The organism is Streptomyces sp. NPDC056296 (assembly GCF_042268605.1).
GTDB lineage: Bacteria > Actinomycetota > Actinomycetes > Streptomycetales > Streptomycetaceae > Streptomyces.
In genome coordinates this window covers 58,117-78,196 of the sequence record NZ_JBHJRX010000042.1, presented here as the reverse complement: position 1 = coordinate 78,196, position 20,080 = coordinate 58,117, and the positions used below count along the sequence as shown (strand labels likewise).

The following is a 20,080-nucleotide window of genomic DNA, read 5'->3' as shown; positions in this document are numbered from 1 at the left end:
CCGACAAACGCCAGACCGTCGCTGTCAACGGGATCTCCTGCCGCGAGGCATTCCACCCTCTGCAGGTGCTGGTCTTGCCGTCGTCGTCGAAAGGGCGGGCCTCTTCGAGGCCGAGTGGGCTTCGCCCGCCGTCCCGAAATTGGATCACCAGACGCTGACCTGACTCGGTGGAGACTGACGAACGCGGTACGACGCGCCCCGGTGATCGCTGCCGAGGCGTACCGACCTGGCAAGCAGGTGGGGCTGCTTCCCCTCACACGCCCCCCTGCTCATTTCTCGGCCGGTGCTCCAGTCGCCCAGGACCTCGTTGTCGTCCGATCCTGGCGTGACGGCTCGCGCATCAGAAGGAACGTGCCCGCGTCAGTTGCTCGGGAACTCCAGCGAACGCGAGCCGACAGCGCTCAGCGTGGCTTGGGCCGCCTCGTCGAGCACGATTGAGCCCGCTGCCAGATTCGCCTCAAGGTGCCCGGCGTCGGCCGTGCCGGGGATAAGGAGCACGTTGGACGCGTGGTGCAGCAGCCAGGCCAGGCCGACCTGGGCCGGGGTGCGGTCCAGGGACTCGGCGACCGTGCGCACGGCGGGCTCGTCGGTCACCTTCGGCAGGCCCGGAACGGCGCTGCCGAGCGGGAAGTAGGGCACCCAGGCAATCTGCTCCCGCAGGCACAGTTGCAGCATGTCCTCGTCATCGCGGGCCACGAGGCTGTAGGCGTTCTGCACACAGGCGATCCCGGCCGGCAGGGCGCGGCGCAGTCCGTCGAGGGTCACACTGCTCAGCCCGATCGCGCCGATCTTGCCTTCGTCGCGCAGCGCGGTCATTTCGGCGAGCTGGTCGTCAAGGGGGACCACCTGGTCGCCCTCGGCCCTGATCGTGGGTCCCGAGTCCATGCGGCGCAAGTTGACGACCGGGATCTGCTCCAGTCCGAGACTGGCCAGGTTGTCCTCGACACCGGCCCGCAGTTCCTCCGGTCGCTGCGCGGGCCGCAGCGGGTACGGACCACCGGGATCCGGTGTTGCACCGACCTTGCTGACGACCGTCACGCCGTCCTCGGGGCGCAGTGCCTCGCCGATGACGCCATTGACGAAGCCGTTTCCGTAGAAGTACGACGTGTCCACATGATCCACGCCCAGTTCCACGGCCCGCCGCAGCAGGGCTACGGCGGCACCACGGTCGGCACGCAGACGCTCCAGCTGCATCGCCCCGTAGCCGACACGGGAGACGGCGCGGTCCGCCAACCGCCCGGTGCCACCGGGTCCCGACGAGCCGGCGGGACCGTCCTGGAAGTGGAGGTTGTTCTCAGAAGTCATCGGGACCTGCCTTATGAGAGTATTGCGGAGAAACGGAGATCCCTCCGTTCTGTTCACCGTAACATTAACGGAGGGGCCTCCGCTTTGCCTCGGTCCGAATCCGTGCCCGCCCGCGAACCGGCCGACTCGCCGGACGCCGCCGGCAGGCCGACCCGCCGCGACGCGCGCCGCAACCGCGAAAGGCTCATCACCGCCGCCCAGGAGATCTTCAGAGAGGCGGACGGACCGGTCTCGCTGGAGTCCGTCGCCCGTCGGGCCGGAGTAGGCATCGGCACGCTCTACCGACACTTCCCCACCCGTGAGGACCTCGTCGACGCCGTCTACGCCGCCGAACTCGCCGACGTCACGGCCGACGTCTCCGCTCTGCTGGCGCAGTTCCCTCCGGACCTCGCGCTCCGGACGTGGATGGATCGCTATGCCATGTTCGTCGCGACCAAACAGGGAATGATGGACACCTTGCGCGCCGGATTCGCGTCGGGACGCATCGCACGTCCCACCCGCGAGCGCGTGACGAAGTCGATCGCCACGTTCCTCGCGGCCGGATCCGAAGCGGGCACGCTGCGTCCCGACGTCGCCCCGGAGGACGTCACCGCATTGCTGCTCGGCGTGTTCGTCACCATCACGCCTGGTGACGCCTCGGGACAGACCGGCCGGCTGCTGGACCTCGTCGTCGACGGGCTTCGCATTCCCACCAGTGCGGTCGACCGGCCTGACCACTGACGAACCACGGACCGTCTACGGCTGTGAGATGGCCTTCGTCAGCAGGAAACCCTCCACCCGGTCCACGCCGCCGCCGAGCGCGCTGCTCTTGTACATGTCGCGGACGACGTTCGGGGTGCCGCGCCGACCGTTGACGAGCACCTGGCCCGTCGACAGGCGTCGGGCAAACGCCGTGGCCCGGTCCTTGTCCCGGCTGAAGACACTGCCGCTGAGCCCGTACTCCGTGGCGTCGTGCAGGACGACCGCCTCGTCCTCCGTGTCGTAGGACGAGACCACGAGAGCCGGGCCGAAGATCTCCTCGGCGAAGATCCGCATGTCCGGGGTGACACCGGTGAAGACGGTCGGTGCGATGTAGAAGCCGGTGTCGAAGCCCGGGGCACGCCCGCCGCCGAGGACGACCCGTGCTCCCTGCTCGACGCCGCTGCGCAGGTGGGCTTCGACACGGTCGCGCTGCCGGGCGGAGACCAGCGGGCCCATGACGGTCGCCGGGTCCGCCGGATCGCCGAAGGGCGTGTCCGCCAGGGCCGCGACCGCCCGCTCCACGACCTCGTCGTGCAGGGAGCGCGGAACGATCACTCGCGTGGTGGAGTAGCAGGCCTGCCCCGAGTAGGGCAGGCACTCGCGGTGGATGGAGTCGACGAACTCGTCGATGTCGGCGTCGTCGAGCAGAACGGCCGCCGACTTCCCGCCGAGTTCCGCGGTAACCGGCTTGAGGCTCTGGGCGCAGGCTGCGGCGACCGCCTTCCCGGAGGCCGTGGAACCGGTGAAGGACACCTTGTCGACGCCGGGGTGAGCGGCCACGGCGGCGCCGGTGCCCGGTCCACCTGTCACGATGTTCACCACACCGGCCGGCAGCCCGGCACGCTCGTAGACCTCGGCGAGCAGATAGGTGTCCAGCGATGTCTCCGGCGACGGTTTGGCGAGCACGGTGCAACCGGCGGCCAATGCGGGGGCCACCTTGAACGCCATCAGGGCGTTGGGCGAGTTCCAGGGGGCGATGGCGCCCACGACGCCGATTGGCTCGCGGCGCAGCAGGGTGCGGCCGAGCTGGTCCTCGACGAGCTGCTCGGGCTGAAGTTCGGCCGCGTCCCGTGCGGCCTGCCGATAGCTGAGGACCGCGACATTGACGTCTCGTTCGACCCACCACTTGGGTGCGCCGTTCTCGCGGGTGACGAGGGAGGCGATCTCCGGGGCGCGCTCGGCGAGCGCGTCGGCCACGGCGGTCAGAACGGCGGCCCGCTCCGCTCCGCTGGTCCGCCGCCAGCCGTCGAGCGCCTGGCGGGCCGCCGCTGCCGCCCGGTCGACGTCCGTCTCGGAGGCGTCGGGAACGCTGCCGACGACCTGTTCCGTCGCCGGGTTGATCGCCTCGACCCGGGCGGTCGACTCCGCCTCGACGAACTTGCCGCCGATGTAGAGGTCGGTACGGTCGAGCCGGTTCTGTGTGCTCATTCGGTGCTCCTGGACGATGTTGCCGAGCGTGGATGCGACGTGGGTGCGAGGGATGGGTCCTGAGGACGGAACGGCTGAGACATCTGCCGCCTTCAGCGACCGCCGGCCGTGGACGCGTACGCCGTGGTCATGGCCGCGGGGTCGAGCAGTGCCTCCGCCTGAAGCCGGAGCAGCCTCTCGTGGTCGGGCGTGGCCGAGGCCAGGAAGCGTCCCTCGTCGAGGCCGGACATCAGAGCGTCGGCGGCCTGCTCCGGGGTCTGCTTGGCGTACGGCATGAGGGCGGCCGGGGGGTTGGCGGGGGCGGCGGCGCCGGCGGGCCGCCGGTTGAACGCCGTGTCGGTGTAGTCGGGCGCGAACAGGGTGACCTGGATGTTGTGCGGTGCCAGGGCGGTGGCCGCCGTCTGCGCCAGTGCGATGACCGCCGCCTTGGAGGCGATGTACGGGGCCGCCATGGGGCTGAGCGGGTGACCGGAGAGCAGCGCGAGGCTGGAGGAGGTCAGGACGACGTGGCCCGATCCGCGCGCCGTCAGGTGGGGCAGGAAGGCACGCAGCACCCGGACCATGCCGACGACGTTCAGGTCGAGGATCCGGGTCCACTCGGACTCCGGCAGATCCCCCAGCGGGCCCGGTACGGTGATGCCGGCGTGGCTCATGACGAGGTGTACGTCGCCGAAGCGCTCCAGGGCCGCGTCACGGGCGTGCGCCACCTGTTCGTCGTCACGGACGTCGCAGCCGACTCCGATCGCGGACGGCAGGTCGGCAGCGGCGGCCGCGGCCGCGGCGGCGTCCATGTCGGCGATGACGATGTTGGCGCCCCGCAGGCTCAGCCGGTTTGCGACACACCTTCCTATGCCGCCGGCTCCGGCGGTGATGAACGCTGTCTTGCCGTCGAGATCCATACGTATTCCTTTCTGTGTTCCCTCGGTTCTGCGTCTCCTCGGTGCGTGCGCCGTCATGCGGTGGGCAGCCCCAGCAGGCGCTCGCTGTTGCGGTGCATGATCGCCGCGCGCGTGGGTTCGTCGACGACCGACGTCGTACGAATCCAGTCGCACCCTTCCTTCGCGTCGCTGTAGGGGTAGTCGGTGGCGAAGAGGATGCGCTCCGGCGGGGTCACGGCGAGCGCGCACTGCAGGGGTGCGTCGGTGAAGAAGGCGCTGGTCGTGAGGTAGAGGTTGTTCCGGTAGGAGTGCTCGAAGTGCTCGGCCAGGTCGGGCGAGGGCCGTCGGAGGACCTTCGTGGCCCGGTCCAGGAAGAACGGCAGTCCCTCTCCCAGGTGCCCGATGATCAGCTGGAGGCGGGGGAACCGCCGGAACACCCCGCCGAGGATCATGCGCATGGCGTGCATACCCGTCTCGACGTGCCAGCCCCAGGCGCCGGTGCCGAGAATCATGCCGAGCGGTTCGGGAAGCCCGGAGTAGTACGCGTCCATCACGGGTTGCGGAGCCACGGTCGGATGCAGGTAGACCGGGACGTCCAGGGCCTCGGCCGCCTCCAGCATCGGCCAGAAGAACGGGTCGTCCAGGAACCTGCCATCCGTGTGGCCGTGGATCATGGCGCCCTTGAAACCGAGCTCGCGCACCCCGCGTTCCAGTTCGCCGGCTGCCGCCCGCGGGTCGGGCGTGGCCAGCGTGGCAAATCCGGCGAGGCGTGCCGGGTACCTGGCGACGGCGTCCGCGAGGGCGTCGTTCACCTGCTGAGCGATCTTTGTCGCCTGCCGCGGTTCGGCCGACTGGATGGCGGGGGCCGAGGACGACAGCACCGTCACGTCGATGCCCGCCAGGTCCATGGTCTCGATCCGCCGCTCACCCAACTCAGCAAGCTTGTCGGCCAGATGCCGGGAGAACAGTCGTTCCGGGCCTGCGAGCACCGCCTCCAGCTCGGGCGTGCGGAAGTGCTCCTCCACGGCCACGATGCGCGGGGGTGAGACGTTCCCGGTCGCGGCTTCTGTCATGGGCGTCATGAGTCTCTCCTTCAAGTTTCGTCTCGACCGATCTCTGACCGCGACTGGGGCAACCGGTCACACCAGCGGGACGACGGGATCCTGGACGCCGAGCATCGCCTTGCCGAAGATCTCGTAGCGCACGTCCGGCGTGACGAACGCGTGGCGCCCGGCCACGGCCGAATCGCGCCAGATACGCTGGAGCGGGTTGTTCTCGGCGAAGCTGCCCGCCCCGTGTGCGGTGAGCAGCATGTCGATGGCCTCGCGCGCATGTTCGGCGACCCACGCCGTGTCGGCCATGACCTGCGCCCGGGCCTCGAAGCCGGGGTAGACGCCGTGGCGCGAGGCGCGGTCGATGGCCTCGGCGGACCGATAGGCGTGCAGATGGGCCGTGTCCACGGTCATCGCGGCCTTGGCCATGCGGAGCTGGAAGGCGACCGAGTCGGTCTGCCGCTCGTAGACGGTGCCGTGCACCCTCCTGGACTCCGCCTTGGACCGGACGATGTCCAGCGCGGCACGGGCCAGGCCGAGCTGCGGTCCGATCAGGACGAGGACGAGTACCGGCTGGAACGCCGCTCGGTACAGCGGCTCGTCCGGCGCGAACTCGTTGCGACAGTGTCCTTCGTTGGCCTGGGTCGCGGACAGGATGCGGTGCTCCGGGACGAACACGTCCTTGGCGATGAGGCAGTTGCTGCCGGAGGCACGCAGGCCCACCACGAACCAGGTGTCCTCGAACTCGAGTTCCGACCTCGGAATCAGCGCGAAGCTGTAGTCGCGCACCTCCCCCTTGTCGTCGGTCTGCGGGAAGCCCAGGATGGCCCAGTCGGCGTGCCAAGAGCCGGAGTTGTAGTACCACTTGCCGGTGACCCGGTAGCCGCCGTCGACCTTGACGGCCTCGGCCGTGGGTGCGAAGACGCCGGCGACCCTGGCATCCGGGTTGTCACCCCAGACCTCGTCCTGCGCCTGGACGGGGTACAGGCCCGTGGTCCAGTTGCACACGTTGATCAGGCTGACCGCCCACGACGTACCGCCGTCGTACTCGGCGACCGCGCTGGTCACGTCGAGCAGGGTCTTCATCGAGGTCTCGTAGCCGCCGTAGCGGCGGGGCACGGCGAGCTTGAAGAGCCCGGCGTCGGTGAGGGCCGCTATCGACGACTCGACGACTCGACGGTTCCGCTCCCCCTCGGCGGAGTTGCCGCGCAGGATGTCGCCGATGGCGTGGACGCGTGCCACGAGTTCGGCGTCGGTCGGGATCGTCGTCGGCTCGGCCAGGTCGTTCATGGTGGGGTACTCCTTCGGTGCGAGGTGCGAGGTGCGAAGACGGGCGCGGGCAGGTGTGTGCCGGGGCGTGCGCGAGTGGCCGGCGGCCGTCCTCAGCAGTAGGTGAGTGCTGCGATCTGGGCTTCGATCGGCGTCCGGTGCCGCTGCTGGGCCTTGGAGTGGGTGCCGAACTGGCGATGGCTGTAGACCAACGGCGGACGCGGCGAGCAGGAGACGTCGGTGACCGCTCCGACGAGCATCTTGTGGTCGCCGCCGTCGACGACCTCGGCGAGGTCGCAGGCCAGCCAGCCGGCGGTGTGCTCGATGCGCGGCAGCCCGTGGTCGTGGTGCCACCTGGTGTCCTGGAATCGGTCGGCGCCCGGCCGGGCGAAGCGGAGGGCGAGACTGCTCTGGTTGGCCGCGAGCAGGTTCACTCCGTAGGAGCCGGTGGCCTCCACCAGCGACAGGACGCGCGAGCGCCGGTCGAGGGCGACGACCACCAGGCGGGGTTCGAGCGACAGGGACATGAACGCGCTGACCGTCGCACCCGCGGGGCCGTCGGGGCCGTGCGTGGTCACCACCGTGACCGGAGCCGGGCTGGCCGCCATGACGTCCCGGAAGCGGTTCTGTGCGAGAGCTTCGGTGTCGACGGGTAGTTGATCGGTCACAGACACCTGGACCACCGACCCTTCTTCGTGTCGGGAGACGGAACCGCCTGAACGGCCGCCTCGAATGCCCCTCAACATAGGAAGGTCTCGCACACCTGTCAATGACGCTTTTCGATTTTCGTCAGTCGTTATTCGTGTACTGTGCACCGCATGCGGATCCACGACGGGGGCAGCACCTGATGGACACGACCCAGCAGCTCAGCGCCGAGACGATCCTGGCGACCACGGAAGAGGTACTGCGGCGTCACGGCCCGGCCAAGGCCACGGTGGCCGACGTGGCCCGAGCCCTGGGGGTCAGCCCCGGGAGCGTGTTCCGGCATTTCAAGTCGAAGGCCGCGCTGCGTGAGGCCGTCACCCGCCGATGGATCATTCGCACCCAGGGTCAGCCCGCCCTGGTCGTCGCGGACACCTCCCTGCCCCCGCACGAGCGGCTGCACGCCTGGCTCAGGACGGTCTTCGCCGTCAAACGGGCGACGGCGGCGGCGGACCCGGAGCTCTTCGCGACGTACTGCATGCTGGTGGCCGAGCACCGCGACGTGGTCACCGATCACGTCGGTGACCTGATCGGACAGCTCGGCGCCATCATCGCCGACGGCGCGGCGACCGGTGACTTCGCGACCAGCGATCCCGAGGCGACGGCGCGGGCAATCTTCGGTGCCACCACACGCTTCCACCATCCGGCGCATGCGGAGGAGTGGCACAGCTCCCGCATCGAGCAGGAGTTCGACGACACCTGCCTACTGCTGCTGGACGGCCTCCGGGCGCGGTGACCAGGGACGGGCGGACCGGGAACGCCCCGGAAAGCCGAACGCGGTCGACGGTGCCGAGGACGTCCTCGGCACCGTCGACCGTTGTCTCACACCGTCCTCAGTGACGGCCTCTCACTTCTCCAACCACGCAAGGGTCTCGGCGTAGAAAGCCTCCAGGGCCTCCGGACGGTCGTCACCGAGTTCGTCGTCCGAGACGACGATCCCGCGCCGGGCCATGTGCCAGGCGAGGACCGCATAGGACGGCCGGTACCGCGCCAGCTCGGCCGGCGGGATGGTGAGCGGCACGCCGGGAGCGACGGGCGCGATCGACGCGAACTGGTAGACGACGTCCAGGCAGACGATGCGCCACTCGCCGCCCCGGCGTTCGAGTCGGTAGTTCAACCGCATCATCGTCTGACAGTTGGCGGGTGTTCCGTCCACCTCCGTCGTCGACCAGGCGAGGGTGCCCGCCTCGGCGTGCGCCTTGTCACCGCGCACCGTCACGGCGGGTGCGAACATCTGGTGCACCGGCCTGGCGCCCCGCGCGAACAGCCGCTTCGAATGCTCCACGAACCCGGGCCCGTCGCCGTGGAAAGCGCTCAGCCGCACCGTCGAGTCGGGCCAGTACAACGCGGCCATCTGTTCCCACCAGCCGCGATCCCTGCCCTGCCGTTCCCTGAGTACGACCTGTGAGACGGCCGAGGCGTCGTCGCCCGTACCCGTGTGAGAGCCCGTCTGCTGCATCGTTCGCACCTTTCTGCTTGTCTGCTTGCCGCCAGGTACCTCCCGACGGCTCGGCGCACGCCAAGGCGGTCCTGGACCTTCAGGCCCGACGGCCACGCGTGACCGGCTCCTCCGGCCTGTCGTGCTCAGGCTTCTCCACCTCGGCCGCTGCCGCGCCGCGGCCCTTGCCGTCGCTCGGACCGTCCCCCTCCTGCCCTGCGACGCGGGCGAGTCGGTCGGCGGCGGTCATCTCGTCCCGGGCTGCGGTCCGGTCGAAATCCGCGATCGCGGGATACCGGTAGGGCCCGAGGAAGAGGATGGTGGCCGCGCAGACGACGAGAACCGTGGCCAGGAAGGGCATCACTGCCTCGTAGCTGCCGAGCAGGTCGTAGCCGATCCCCACGAGGAGCGGGCCGCAGGCGATGGAGAGCAGGATCGCCGGCTGCAGCACTCCGAGGATCGCTCCGAAGCGGCGGGTACCGAGGTAGCGGCTGACGAAGAACGCCATCATGTCGATCTCCATGCCGGAGCAGAGTCCGACCAGCCCCACGCCGAGCGCGGCCGCCGCGAAGGAGTCGAGGAAGAGCAGACCCACGCCCGCGACCGGACACAGCAGCGCCACCGCGCCGACGACCGGTCCGTGCAGCCAGTCGAGGAGCACACCCGCGGCACGGCCGAGGATCGAGGCCAGGCCGAACACCGACAGCAGCACGGCCGCGCGGGCGGAGTCCATGCCCCGGTCGGTCATCATCGGAACGATGTTCGCCTGGATGCCCACCACGGGGATGCTGGCCAGACAGAGCACGAAGGCGATCTGCCAGAAGTGCCGTCCCGAAAGGGCCTGGCGCAGTGTGAGTCCGGGCAGCGTGAGGTCGACGGCCTGATCCCGCTCCGGGGCCTCGGTGACGAGCCGGCCCCGCACGCTCCGCTCGGCGCTGACCCGGATCAGGGTGAGGATCATCGTGAGCCCCACACCGAGCGCGAGCAGTGCCAGCCAGCCGTAGGCACCGCGCCAGCCCGCGGAGGAGATGAGGAAACCGGCGAGCGCGGGCAGAAGGGTCGACCCCACCCCCATCAGGGCCGCGGTCAGGCCGAGCGCGGTTCCGCGTTTGTTGTCGAACCAGCTGACCACGGCCTTGGAGAGCGGAATCCACGAGACGCTGCCGAAGAGGCCGATGAGGAAGTACGGCAGATAGAACAGCGGCAGCTGGTGGGGCATGACGGCGAGCGTGGCGATGCTCAGGCAGTACAGCAGCCAGGCGGGTACGAGGATCCAGCGCAGGGCGAACCGGTCCAGCAGCCAGCCGACACCCAACAGGCCTGCTGCCGTGCCCACCGAACTGAAGGTGAAGGCCGCCGTCACCGACGCCCGGCTCCAGTCCGCGCCCGCCCCGGCGGTGGCGATCGGGACCATGAACAGGCTGAAGGTGCCCATGATCAGCGGCTGCGGGCCGACCGCCTGGGTGGTACCGCATCCGACGACGACCCACCACGGGCTGCGCGACCTGCGCTCGCCCCCTGATCGACTTGCCATGCGACACACTCCTCTTTGAGTCCGGATGAGAAGACGGGGTTCGAGCAGCCGGCGCGCGACCGCGCCACGCATTGCGCTGAAGTGAGCGGAGATCTGTGGCCGCGAGCGACGATCCGGTCAGGGGCCCGTGACGGAGCTGCTCCGTCCGGGCGCTGTTCGCCACGGGGGCTTTCCCACCACTGGCGGCCATTCACCGGCTAATCGGCATGATGATTACACCGATGTTGAGGGCAGTTTAAGAGAAGGTCAAGGGGTGGACGCCGATTCAACATGACGAATCGGCGGCTCACCATACGGCTGTCCCTGCGCTCAGGCAGGTGCCCCCGGATGACGCCGCACCACGAACAGAGCTACGACTGGTCCAGGAGCGCGTGCAGCACGAAGGAGATCATCTCCTTCGCCGGCCGCGGCGAGGGCTCGGCCGCGTTGGCGCCCTCGAAGAGGGAAACGACAATGTCCGCGATCATCGCTCGATCGGGCAGGTCGGGATGCTCGTCGAGTACGCGGTCCACGTTGCCTCTGAACCACGACAGGAACCTGTCGTGCGCATCGCGAACGGCGTCGGACTCCCGCATCCGGTAGTGCATCGCCTGGTGCAGGCCGCGAAAGGCGCGCATGTCGGTGAGGCCCCGGATGAGCGTCGGCAGCGGACCCAGGCCGTGGAGTTCGTACTCCAGGGCCCGGATCTCTCTGCTCAGCATGCGGTCCATCACGGCGGCGAAGACATCGTCCTTGGACGGGTAGTACCAGTAGACGTTGGCGGCTGCCACGCCGGCCGCACGGCTGATGTCCGCCATTGTCGTACCGTCGAAGCCCTGCCGGAGGAAGACCTCCGTCGCGGCGGTGAGGATCTCACTCGCTCGCTCCTCGCGCGGGATCTGCTTCCGGTTCCGCGGCATGCGAGCCTGACCTCCTCCAGAACGCGACCTGGGCCGAGCGCTTCGCCGAGACGTGAACGCCGCTCAACAGTCTAGCTCCGGGAAGCTGAGAGCCTCACCGCGGTCAGCGGCTCTCCGACTCCGCGACGAGTTCGTCCGGACGGGGCGGGGTGGCGGGCGTCGTCCGGCGAGCGGACGCGTCGGCCGTAATCCTCCTGCCGAGGTCCGCGGTCGGAATCCTCGCGGTCTCGGGGGCCGTCAGAATCGCGCAGCCGGCGGCCACCAGGAAGCCGGCCGCCAGCCAGGCGACGGGCATCCAGTTGTGCGGGTCGTCGGCCACGAATCCCTGCGCGACAGCGGGAAGGAAGCCGGCCGCCAGGATGCCGAGCATGTTGCTCACCGCCATGCCCGAGTAGCGCACCCGCGCCGGGAACTGCTCCAGGAAGAACGCGGTAGTGATGGAACTGCCCATGGAGAAGAACAGACCCATCATGACGAAACCGCTCACGTAGATCATCGTCCAGTTCCCGGTGGACAGGGAGTGCAGGAAGACGAACACGCACACCCCGCTGCCCGCGATACCGGTCAGGAACACGGGTTTGCGGCCGATCCGGTCCGCCAGGATCGCGAACAGGGGCTGCGTCACGATCGACAAGAGGCTGACGCCGGCGATCAACTGGAGCATCGACGACCTGCTGAGGTCCAGCTCGTTCGTCGCGTAGGACAGCGCGAACACCGCGAAGAGGGAGTTCACCACGATGAAGGTCGAGCCGAGGGTCACACGGATCACGCTGCGCCAGTCGTTGCGGAACACTTCTGCGATCGGCAGCTTCGCGGCGACGTCGTGGGCCTTGACCTCCGTGAACACCTCGGGCTCCTCGGTGCGTCGGCGCAGTATGTAGGCCACGACGACCACCAGGGCGCTGGCCCAGAAGGGGATGCGCCAGCCCCAGGTCATCATGAAGTCATGCGGCAGCAGAGCGGTGATGGGGATGTAGACGACGCTGGCGAGGAAGTTGCCGAAGTTGGCTCCGCACAGCGTCCAGCTGCTGTAGAAGGCGCGTCGGTGATCGGGGGCGTGTTCCAGTGCCAGCGCCGCTGATCCGGCCGCTTCCCCGCCGGCGGACAGTCCTTGCAGGAGCCGGAGGAGGATGAGGATCACGGGTGCCGCCATGCCCAGGGTCTCGTAGCCGGGCAGGCACCCCACGAGGAACGTCGAGCCGCCCATGAGCAGGAGGATCCGCAGCAGCACCTCCTTGCGGCCGACCTTGTCGCCGAAGTGGCCCCATACGACGGCGCCGAGCGGCCGGGCGGCGTACGCGACACCGAAGGACCCGAGGGCGAGAAGCGTGCCCATCGCCTCGTCGTCCGTCGGGAAGAAGACCGGCCCGAAGAAGAGGGCGGCGGCGACTCCGTAGATGACGAAGTCGTAGTACTCGAGGGACGTGCCCAGAAACCCGGACGCGGCCGCGACGACGGCCTTGCGTCTACGCGCGGGGGCCGTCCGACTGCCGGGCTGAGCGCTTGCGGATGACGACATGGTGCTCCCTACGGCACGACTCCCGCGATGCGGGATCCGGGCCGGGCCTGTGAGGAGAGTGGACGAGCACGTACCCGGGTTCACATGACCGCGGCGGTGCGCGGAGGATCTCCAGGTCACAGAAGTACAGACGTACTACTGGGTGGGTACGCCGTCTCTTGAATGCCAATCAACATAAGAGTCCATCATCGGACCGTCAATACATTGCACACGACGGACGGCATCAGCGACTACCGCTGCCCCTGCGATGATCCAAGGTTCAATCACACGACCGAGGGACGACGGCTCACCGCCTCAGATCGACGTTTCCTGCTCGACCCAAATGGTCTTGCCCCTCTGTCCGTACCTGCTCCCCCACCGGCGGCTGAGCTGGGCGACCAGGAACAGGCCCCGGCCGCCCTCGTCGGTCGTACGGGCGCGGCGCAGGCGCGGCTGGGTGTTACTGGGGTCGCTGACCTCGCAGAAGAGGACGTCGTCGCGGATGAGACGCAGGCCGACGGGTCCGCCCGCGTAGCGGATGGCGTTGGTGACGAGCTCGCTCACGATCAGCTCCGTCACGTACGCGCAGTCCTTTAGCCCCCACGCGGCGAGTTGGGCGCTCGCCGCGCTCCTAGCCGACGCCACCGCCGAGGGGTCGGCCGGGAATTCCCAGTCCGCGACGGCGTCCGGCTCCAGCGGCGAGGGACGCGCGAGCAGCAAGGCGGCGTCATCACGATCCGTCTGTCTTCCGGTACCTGTCATGAGTGCCCGAGCGAGCGGCGCGAGTTCGACGCCGGCGCCCTGGAGCCTCCTCAATCGGTCCGCCAGGTCACGGATGGCGCCGTCGATGTCCGTGCCGTACCGCTCGAGCAGGCCGTCTGTGTACAGGGCGAGGACGCTGCCCGGCGGCACGTCGACCGTGCTCGTCTCAAACGGCAGTCCGCCCACCCCGAGGGGCGGCCCCGGTCTCACGGGCAGCGGCCCGGAAGTCCCGTCGGGCCCGACCATGAGCGGCGGTGGATGACCGGCCGCGGCGATCGTGCAGGTTCCGGCCACCGGATCGTGCAGAGCGACCAGGCAGGTGGCGCCGACGGCGTCGCGATGTGCGGGCTCCGCTTCGTCCGCCAGCCTCATGACAAGGTCGTCCAGATGGGTGAGCAGCTCGTCGGGGGGCAACTCCAGGACCGCCAACGTCTGCACGGCGGTACGCAGGCGCCCCATGGTGGCGGTGGCGTGCAGGCCGTGTCCGGTAACGTCCCCGACCACAAGGGCGGTGCGCAGCGAGGGAAGCTCGATCGCGTCGAACCAGTCGCCACCGATCTCGGCGCCGCCCGCCGCCGGTATGTAGGCGCCCGTCGTCTCCATGACGCGAGTCGAGGTGGAGGCGTGCGGGAGGAGCCGCCGCTGCAGCGACACAGCGGCCCGGTGCTCCCGCGTGTAACGGCGGGCATTGTCCACACCGAGAGCCGTGTGAGCGGCGACCTCGGTCAGCAGGGCGGCATCTTCCTCGTCGAAGGGCTCCATCCGCTCGGCGCGCCAGGCAACCACCACCCCCAGCAGCAGGCCGCGCGCAGAAAGCGGCGACACAGCGAACGAGTGGCCACCCTCAGGAACTGCGACCTTGACGTGATCGGGGCCAGCGAGGCCTCGTACCAGATCTTCCCGGTCGACGACAAGCGTGTGACCCTCCTGAATACGGCGCACCAGGGGTCGGTCCGGGAAGGGAGGAACGACGCTGCCGGGCTGGAGCAGTTCGGACGGCCAGGGATCCTGCCTGCTGCGCACGGCCGTCCGGCGCAAATGGAGGTCGCCACCGCCGTGAATCCTGGGCGGCTCATCTCCTGAGAGGACGGCTTCGGCCAAATCCACCCACGCGAAATCGGCAAAGTCCGGCACCAGCAGGTCGACCACTTCCTGGGACGTACGCTCGATGTCGAGCGTGCCCCCGATGCGCGCCGATGCACGAAGACGCAGCCCACGCAGTCGAGCGGCTCTCCAGTGTTCCGTGGCATCGGTGAGCAGAACCGCCACACCCAAGGGCTGTCCGCTCGCGTTCTCCGCGCGGACGGCGGACACCGAGAAGGACCACTCGTCGAACGGCGAGCGCGTCGACCTGACCCGCTGCTCGCGCCCGGCGAACGGCACGCCGGTCTCCAGCACGTTACGCAGGGGTTCTTCCGCACTGGCGGCGTCGGAGGCCTGCATCACCTCGGTGAGCTTGTTGCCCACAGACATGGGCGGGCCGGCGAACCCGCCCTGCGCGATGTTCGTCCGTACGACGGCGAGGTCCGTGTCGCGCAGTACGAACCCGATGCGGTCCTGCGCCAGCAAGGCTCGCGACAGGGCTTCGGCCCACTCGGTCTCGGACGCCTGTTCGGCCTCCACGGCCAGCAGCAGGACCGCCGAGAGTCCCCCCAGCCGCTCGGCCCGATAGCGGACCTTTACCGTGGCTCCTGACCCGCAGAGCAACTCCACCGTACCGATGTCCGCCACGGTGCCGGTGCCCGCCGCGCCTGGTCCGGCCAGCAGCCGCAGCACGGAACGACCGAGCACGGCTGCCGCGGGTCGTCCCAGCAGTACTTCAGCGGCATGCGACCAGCCGATCACCACTCCCCTGTGGTTGATCAGTGCGGCAGCGGCCTCGGGGGGCTGCCCGCCATGGTCCGCCGTGCCCACACGCATGGGCTGCCCACCGCCTCTCACGTGGCCGGTGATCCCATCATCTCTTGACGCTCCGGCCCTCGCCTCCCCACACACCACAGCCCGGAACAAAATCCATTTCATGGCTGCTAGTCAATGGTGTGCCCCTAGAATAATTTCTATGATCTCTTCACAGAAAAGCTCGCTGACGGCCGACGTCTACGGACACCTGCGAGGCGACATCCTCGCGGGCCGCTTCGCACCGGGCCAGCGGCTGCGCCCCGGGCACCTCGCCACCCAGCGAGGGGTTGGGCTCAACGCGGTTCGGGAGGCACTCAGCCGGCTCGCCGGTGAAGGACTGGTACAGGCCGCACCGCACCACGGCTTCCGAGTGGTCGACTTCTCCATTGACGACATCACGGACGCGACGCGGGTTCGCGTGCTCCTGGAGGGAGCCGCGTTGCGGCGGTCGATCGAGGCGGGCGATCTGACGTGGGAGACCGAGTTGGTGGCCGCTCATCACCGCCTGGCTCACACGCCCGTGACCCTGGACGCGCCCGACGAGCTGAATCCGGACTGGATGCAGGCGCACGGAGACTTCCATGCCGCCACGATGTCCGCGTGCGGCAGCCCGCGGTTGATCGAGATGACCACGGCCCTGGCCGGGTCGATGGCGATCACGATCTATCAGCACTGGGCCGAACTGCATCTCTACTACAGCCACGATCGCCGCGACGCCGCCGCCGAGCACAAGGCGATCTTCGAGGCCGTGATCGCCCGGGACACCGAGTTGGCGTGCCGGCTCAACGACGAGCACAACCAGCAGGCCACCAATGTCGTCGTCGACGCCATGAGGAAGAGTGCCGAGCCGGCACAGAAGGACTGAAGGCCCCCCGCCGGATGCGTCGAGCGGATCGCCTCAGCGGGACGCGGCCAGGAAGCCGCCTACGATCTCGGCGAACTGGTCCGCGTATTCGAGCTGTGTCCAGTGGCCGCACCGGCCGAAGACGTGGAGCTGGGCATGCGGTAGCAGGCCGAAGATTTCGAGAGACGCGGAAAGCGGCACCACTTGGTCCTCGCGGCCATGGATGACCAGAGTCGGCTGCTGGACCCGCGCAACGTCCTTGGGGTCGGAGGCCATGGCGTCGACCCAACGCTGCCGCGGCTCGGGGAACATCGCCGCGTAGGCCTCGTGGACACCCGGCCGGGCGAACGCCCGATGGCGCACCTCGGCGAGCTCGTCGGTCACGAGGCTCCGGTCCCACGCGAACAGGTCCAGCGCCCGGCGCATGGCCGGGACGGTGGGCTCCATGCCCCAGATCTCGTCGAGGGCGGGCGTGATCTCGAAATGCAGGGCCGCGCTGCCCATCAGCACCACCTTCTCGACGCGCTCGGGGTGATTGACGGCCAGTGCCATCGCCAGGCCGCCGCCGTAGCTGTTGCCGACGATCGAGACGCGCTCCACTCCCAGCGCATCCAGGAAGCCCAGAATGTGCGCCTGCCACAGCTCCTTGTCGTAGACGGTCCCCTCCGGCCGCTCGGTGTACCCGAAGCCGACGAGGTCGGGCGCGAGTACCCGGTGTCGCTTCGCGAGCACGGGCATCGTCAGTCGCCAGTTCGCCCACGCCGACACCCCGGGACCGGAGCCATGAAGCAGCAGAACCGGCGAACCCGAGCCCTCGTCGTGGTAGTTCGTGTCGATCCCGTTCCCCCTGATCGTCGCGCCGATCTCGGGATTGCCTGAGTTGGCCGCTGATGCCATGAGTCGAGTCCCGTCTCTAGTTCGAGAACTTTAGTTATGTTGCAGTAGCACCTTGCCAGCCCATCCGGAAGCGGTCAATACATTGACCGACGGCAAGGACCGGGTGCAGAATACTTCTGTCACATAACTAGTTTCCCCTTCGCCGTACTGACTGGACGGCCAGGGACGGACAGGCACTACAGGGAGTTCTGACATGGATCTGACCCGAGAGCACATGCGCACGCTCATCGAGCGCTACTTCGCCGGCTGCAACGACGCGGACGCGGCGGCGATGACCGCGTGTTTCGTCCCGAGCGCGGTGCACTACTTCCCGGCGGGCAGCCCGGCGTTCGCACCGGGTCCCTTCGTGGACTCCGAGGTGATCGCTCAGCGCTGGGTCGACACCGTTCACGCGGCAGGCTCGTCGTGGACCGTCGACAACTTCGTGGGCGACGAGTCCACCGGGACCGCCGCCATCGAGTGGACCCACTTCCGGTCCGGTACGGGCGTCATGCTGCGCGGCGACGAGTGGTACCGATTCGACCCGGACACCGGCCTCATCTCCGAGATCCGCGCCTACTACGCGGCACCTGCGCCGGCCGAGGCGACCACCGTGGAGCTGGGCGGGTTCGACTACGCGGGGCGCGGTTATCCGCTCGTCTCCCCCGTGCAGCGCTCGAACCAGCCGCGCCGATGAGCGGGGGCACACCGCAGCGGGACGCCACCGTCGCGGACCGCACACCCGTCCTGGGCTCGGTCATCGACGGAATCGAGCACACGACCGGGGAACGGGTCGACGACCTCAACCCGGCCCGTCGCGACGAGGTGGTCGCCCGCTGGACCCGCGCCGATTCCGAGGTGGCCCAGAAGGCGGTGGCCGCCGCGGCCGGGGCCGCCCTGCGATGGGCGGCCACTCCGGCGCCGGCACGCGGTGAAGTGCTGCGTCGCGCGGCGGACCTCGTCGAGCAGCGCGCCGCAGGGATGGCCCACGACTTGGCCCGGGAGGAGGGCAAGACACTCGGCGAGGCCGAGGGGGAGGTCAAGCGCGCGGCCGCGATCCTGCGTTACTACGCGGCCGAGGCGTTGGCGCCCGACGGCGAGACCGTGCCGTCCCACAGCGACGACACCATGCTCTACGCACGGCGCGTTCCGCTCGGCGTGGTCTCTGTGATCACCCCGTGGAACTTCCCCCTCGCGATCCCCGCGTGGAAGATGGCGCCGGCACTCGCGTACGGCAACACCGTCGTCTGGAAGCCGTCGGAGCTGACTCCCCTGACTTCCTGGCACCTGACGCGCGCGCTGCACGACGCGGGCCTGCCCGAGGGCGTGTTGAACACCGTCCTGGCCTACGGGCAGGACGTCGGCGACGTGCTGGTCGGGCACGACCAGGTCGCGGCCGTCTCCTTCACCGGTTCGACCGCGACCGGTCGTCGGATAGCCCGGACGGCGGCCGCGGCTATGACGCCGGTGCAACTGGAACTCGGCGGCAAGAACCCTGCGATCGTGCTCGCCGACGCCGACCTCGACCATGCCGCGGACCAGGTGGCACGCGGCGCCTTCCTGTCGACCGGGCAGAAGTGCACCGCCACGTCCCGTGTGATCGTCGAGCAATCGGTCCTGCCCGAGTTCACCGACCGTCTCGTCGCGAAGGCGGAGTCCTGGCAGGTCGGCGATCCGCTCGACCGCGAGACCGTCATCGGACCGCTCGTCTCCCAGGGCCAGTACGAGTGGGTACGTGAGCTGCTGGGCTCCGGGGAGGCGGCCGGCGCCGATCGGCTGACCGCACCTCGGCACGTTCCGGACGGCGGCTGGTACATGGCTCCGGAGGTGTACCGCTGCGACGCGGAGAACCTGCTCGCGCGCGAAGAGCTCTTCGGCCCGGTGGCGGCGGTGCTTCCCGCCGCGGACTTCGACGACGCCGTACGCCAGGCCAACGACACCCCGTACGGGCTGACCGCCGCGCTCTTCACCACGGATCTGGGCCGCGCGCTGCGGTTCGTGGACCGCGTTCAGGCCGGCGTCGTCAAGGTCAACCAGGAAAGCGCCGGGCTGGAGTTCCAGGTACCGTTCGGGGGCATGCGCGCCAGCTCTTCCGGCTCACGCGAGCAGGGACGCGCGGCGCGCGAGTTCTACACGCAATGGAAGACGGTCTACATCGACTACCGGTGACGGGGCCGAGTCCGCGAACGGCGCAGATCCGCCTGGGTGATGAGGGAACGGGAAGCCTTGACAGACACGAGCGGTGCCGAGCCGCAGGCAGGGGTGTTCCGCAGCACGGACGCCGAGGTGACCGAGCAGTTGGTGCGCGCCCGTGCCCAGGCGGGCGAGCACTTCGACGAGGTGCCGCTGGCCCTGACCCTGTTGCTGCACCGCACGACGGCGGCGCTGGTCAGGGCCACGCACTTCGACTTCGAGCCACTGCAGATGAACACCACCCAGTTCAACGTCATGACGGTGCTGCACCGCTCGGCGGGGCCGATGACCATGGGCGCGCTGGCCGAGTCGGTGTCCGTGCGGGCCGCGAACCTGACCTCGGTCGTCGACGGTCTGCGCACACGCAAACTGGTCTCGAAGAAGCCGAGCGCGGACGACCGCCGTTCCTACGTGGTGAGCACGACCGCGCAGGGTGACGCACTGATGCGACGGTTCCTGCCCAACCACATGTACTTCATGAACGAGTTCTACGCCGGCCTGGACCCCCAGCAGCAGCGCACCCTCGCGGAACTGCTCGACCGGCTGCTGGAGAGCCTGCGCCCCGACGGCGAACACCGGCAGCTCGGGCTTCCCGACCGGGTGGTGAACGCGGCACTGTCCGTCAGCTGACGTGCGCCTGAGCGGGGGGGGAACGAAAAAGGAGCGGTCCCCTCCCGCCCCCCAAACCGCCCCCTCCCCCTTTTTAGCCGGCCTGTGGGGGGGGCCCCCCCCCCAAAAACCCCGACGCCAAGAACTAGTTTC

At 69.1% G+C, this 20,080-nt stretch carries 18 protein-coding genes; 6 read left to right on the top strand and 12 right to left on the bottom strand.

Annotation, left to right across the window (positions count from 1 at the left end; translation table 11 throughout):
* Window positions 1-360: 360 nt before the first annotated feature.
* On the bottom strand, window positions 361-1,305 hold the full coding sequence (locus tag ACFCZF_RS28045; RefSeq protein WP_376673986.1) for an aldo/keto reductase: 945 nt from the start codon (window positions 1,303-1,305) through the stop codon (window positions 361-363).
* A gap of 84 nt (window positions 1,306-1,389) precedes the next feature.
* Here ACFCZF_RS28045 and ACFCZF_RS28040 point away from each other — a divergent pair, with 84 nt between their 5' ends.
* A complete protein-coding gene (locus tag ACFCZF_RS28040) occupies window positions 1,390-2,025 on the top strand; it encodes a TetR/AcrR family transcriptional regulator (protein ID WP_376673985.1) in 636 nt (211 codons plus the stop codon).
* A 15-nt stretch (window positions 2,026-2,040) separates the two neighbouring features.
* Here ACFCZF_RS28040 and ACFCZF_RS28035 read toward each other — a convergent pair whose 3' ends face one another.
* From ACFCZF_RS28035 to ACFCZF_RS28015, 5 genes are all read right to left on the bottom strand, one after another.
* Window positions 2,041-3,474: an aldehyde dehydrogenase family protein gene (locus tag ACFCZF_RS28035; RefSeq protein WP_376673984.1), complete on the bottom strand. Its 1,434-nt coding sequence runs from the start codon at window positions 3,472-3,474 to the stop codon at window positions 2,041-2,043.
* Between the two features lie 92 nt (window positions 3,475-3,566).
* A complete protein-coding gene (locus tag ACFCZF_RS28030; RefSeq protein ID WP_376673983.1) occupies window positions 3,567-4,373 on the bottom strand; it encodes an SDR family NAD(P)-dependent oxidoreductase in 807 nt (268 codons plus the stop codon).
* Window positions 4,374-4,426: 53 nt separating this feature from the next.
* Entirely contained in the window at window positions 4,427-5,434 is a 1,008-nt protein-coding gene (locus tag ACFCZF_RS28025; protein WP_376673982.1) for an amidohydrolase family protein, read from the bottom strand.
* Window positions 5,435-5,491: 57 nt separating this feature from the next.
* The gene (locus tag ACFCZF_RS28020; RefSeq protein WP_376673981.1) at window positions 5,492-6,694 is read right to left on the bottom strand and encodes an acyl-CoA dehydrogenase family protein; all 1,203 of its coding nucleotides are present in this window, start codon (window positions 6,692-6,694) and stop codon (window positions 5,492-5,494) included.
* Between the two features lie 92 nt (window positions 6,695-6,786).
* Complete coding sequence (locus ACFCZF_RS28015) at window positions 6,787-7,356, bottom strand: flavin reductase family protein (protein WP_376673980.1); 570 nt, start codon at window positions 7,354-7,356, stop codon at window positions 6,787-6,789.
* Window positions 7,357-7,517: 161 nt separating this feature from the next.
* Here ACFCZF_RS28015 and ACFCZF_RS28010 point away from each other — a divergent pair, with 161 nt between their 5' ends.
* Window positions 7,518-8,111 (top strand): TetR family transcriptional regulator, encoded by a 594-nt coding sequence (locus ACFCZF_RS28010; RefSeq protein WP_376673993.1) that lies wholly within the window; start codon window positions 7,518-7,520, stop codon window positions 8,109-8,111.
* Window positions 8,112-8,222: 111 nt separating this feature from the next.
* Here the strand turns inward: ACFCZF_RS28010 and ACFCZF_RS28005 are convergent, their stop codons facing one another.
* From ACFCZF_RS28005 to ACFCZF_RS27985, 5 genes are all read right to left on the bottom strand, one after another.
* Complete coding sequence (locus tag ACFCZF_RS28005) at window positions 8,223-8,834, bottom strand: nuclear transport factor 2 family protein (protein WP_376673979.1); 612 nt, start codon at window positions 8,832-8,834, stop codon at window positions 8,223-8,225.
* Between the two features lie 79 nt (window positions 8,835-8,913).
* Window positions 8,914-10,347 carry an MFS transporter gene (locus tag ACFCZF_RS28000; RefSeq protein WP_376673978.1) on the bottom strand — a complete coding sequence of 478 codons (1,434 nt, stop codon included), beginning with the start codon at window positions 10,345-10,347 and terminating at the stop codon, window positions 8,914-8,916.
* Window positions 10,348-10,697: 350 nt separating this feature from the next.
* Entirely contained in the window at window positions 10,698-11,246 is a 549-nt protein-coding gene (locus ACFCZF_RS27995; RefSeq protein ID WP_376673977.1) for a TetR/AcrR family transcriptional regulator, read from the bottom strand.
* A 103-nt stretch (window positions 11,247-11,349) separates the two neighbouring features.
* Complete coding sequence (locus tag ACFCZF_RS27990; protein ID WP_376673976.1) at window positions 11,350-12,765, bottom strand: MFS transporter; 1,416 nt, start codon at window positions 12,763-12,765, stop codon at window positions 11,350-11,352.
* A 294-nt stretch (window positions 12,766-13,059) separates the two neighbouring features.
* Window positions 13,060-15,426: a SpoIIE family protein phosphatase gene (locus tag ACFCZF_RS27985; RefSeq protein ID WP_376673975.1), complete on the bottom strand. Its 2,367-nt coding sequence runs from the start codon at window positions 15,424-15,426 to the stop codon at window positions 13,060-13,062.
* Between the two features lie 139 nt (window positions 15,427-15,565).
* On the opposite strand from ACFCZF_RS27985, the gene ACFCZF_RS27980 reads away from it, so the two are divergent.
* Entirely contained in the window at window positions 15,566-16,270 is a 705-nt protein-coding gene (locus tag ACFCZF_RS27980) for a GntR family transcriptional regulator (RefSeq protein ID WP_376673974.1), read from the top strand.
* Between the two features lie 33 nt (window positions 16,271-16,303).
* On the opposite strand, the gene ACFCZF_RS27975 is transcribed toward ACFCZF_RS27980, so the two are convergent.
* Window positions 16,304-17,146, bottom strand: coding sequence for an alpha/beta fold hydrolase (locus ACFCZF_RS27975; RefSeq protein WP_376673973.1), 843 nt, complete (start codon window positions 17,144-17,146; stop codon window positions 16,304-16,306).
* Window positions 17,147-17,339: 193 nt separating this feature from the next.
* Between ACFCZF_RS27975 and ACFCZF_RS27970 the strand changes: the two genes are divergently transcribed.
* The 3 genes from ACFCZF_RS27970 to ACFCZF_RS27960 are packed head-to-tail and all read left to right on the top strand — an operon-like array spanning window position 17,340 to window position 19,948.
* Window positions 17,340-17,822, top strand: a complete 483-nt coding sequence (locus ACFCZF_RS27970) for a nuclear transport factor 2 family protein (protein ID WP_376673972.1) — start codon at window positions 17,340-17,342, stop codon at window positions 17,820-17,822.
* Complete coding sequence (locus tag ACFCZF_RS27965) at window positions 17,819-19,294, top strand: aldehyde dehydrogenase family protein (protein ID WP_376673971.1); 1,476 nt, start codon at window positions 17,819-17,821, stop codon at window positions 19,292-19,294. Before ACFCZF_RS27970 ends, ACFCZF_RS27965 begins: the two co-directional genes overlap by 4 nt.
* A 57-nt stretch (window positions 19,295-19,351) precedes the next feature.
* On the top strand, window positions 19,352-19,948 hold the full coding sequence (locus tag ACFCZF_RS27960; protein WP_376673970.1) for a MarR family winged helix-turn-helix transcriptional regulator: 597 nt from the start codon (window positions 19,352-19,354) through the stop codon (window positions 19,946-19,948).
* Window positions 19,949-20,080 lie beyond the last annotated feature (132 nt).

Coding starts and splice junctions, on each gene's coding strand:
- ACFCZF_RS28045 (WP_376673986.1), bottom strand. CDS start 1,305: ATGACTTCTGAGAACAACCTCCACTTCCAGGACGGTCCCGCCGGCTCG.
- ACFCZF_RS28035 (WP_376673984.1), bottom strand. CDS start 3,474: ATGAGCACACAGAACCGGCTCGACCGTACCGACCTCTACATCGGCGGC.
- ACFCZF_RS28030 (WP_376673983.1), bottom strand. CDS start 4,373: ATGGATCTCGACGGCAAGACAGCGTTCATCACCGCCGGAGCCGGCGGC.
- ACFCZF_RS28025 (WP_376673982.1), bottom strand. CDS start 5,434: ATGACGCCCATGACAGAAGCCGCGACCGGGAACGTCTCACCCCCGCGC.
- ACFCZF_RS28020 (WP_376673981.1), bottom strand. CDS start 6,694: ATGAACGACCTGGCCGAGCCGACGACGATCCCGACCGACGCCGAACTC.
- ACFCZF_RS28005 (WP_376673979.1), bottom strand. CDS start 8,834: ATGCAGCAGACGGGCTCTCACACGGGTACGGGCGACGACGCCTCGGCC.
- ACFCZF_RS28000 (WP_376673978.1), bottom strand. CDS start 10,347: ATGGCAAGTCGATCAGGGGGCGAGCGCAGGTCGCGCAGCCCGTGGTGG.
- ACFCZF_RS27995 (WP_376673977.1), bottom strand. CDS start 11,246: ATGCCGCGGAACCGGAAGCAGATCCCGCGCGAGGAGCGAGCGAGTGAG.
- ACFCZF_RS27990 (WP_376673976.1), bottom strand. CDS start 12,765: ATGTCGTCATCCGCAAGCGCTCAGCCCGGCAGTCGGACGGCCCCCGCG.
- ACFCZF_RS27985 (WP_376673975.1), bottom strand. CDS start 15,426: ATGCGTGTGGGCACGGCGGACCATGGCGGGCAGCCCCCCGAGGCCGCT.
- ACFCZF_RS27980 (WP_376673974.1), top strand. CDS start 15,566: ATGATCTCTTCACAGAAAAGCTCGCTGACGGCCGACGTCTACGGACAC.
- ACFCZF_RS27975 (WP_376673973.1), bottom strand. CDS start 17,146: ATGGCATCAGCGGCCAACTCAGGCAATCCCGAGATCGGCGCGACGATC.
- ACFCZF_RS27970 (WP_376673972.1), top strand. CDS start 17,340: ATGGATCTGACCCGAGAGCACATGCGCACGCTCATCGAGCGCTACTTC.
- ACFCZF_RS27965 (WP_376673971.1), top strand. CDS start 17,819: ATGAGCGGGGGCACACCGCAGCGGGACGCCACCGTCGCGGACCGCACA.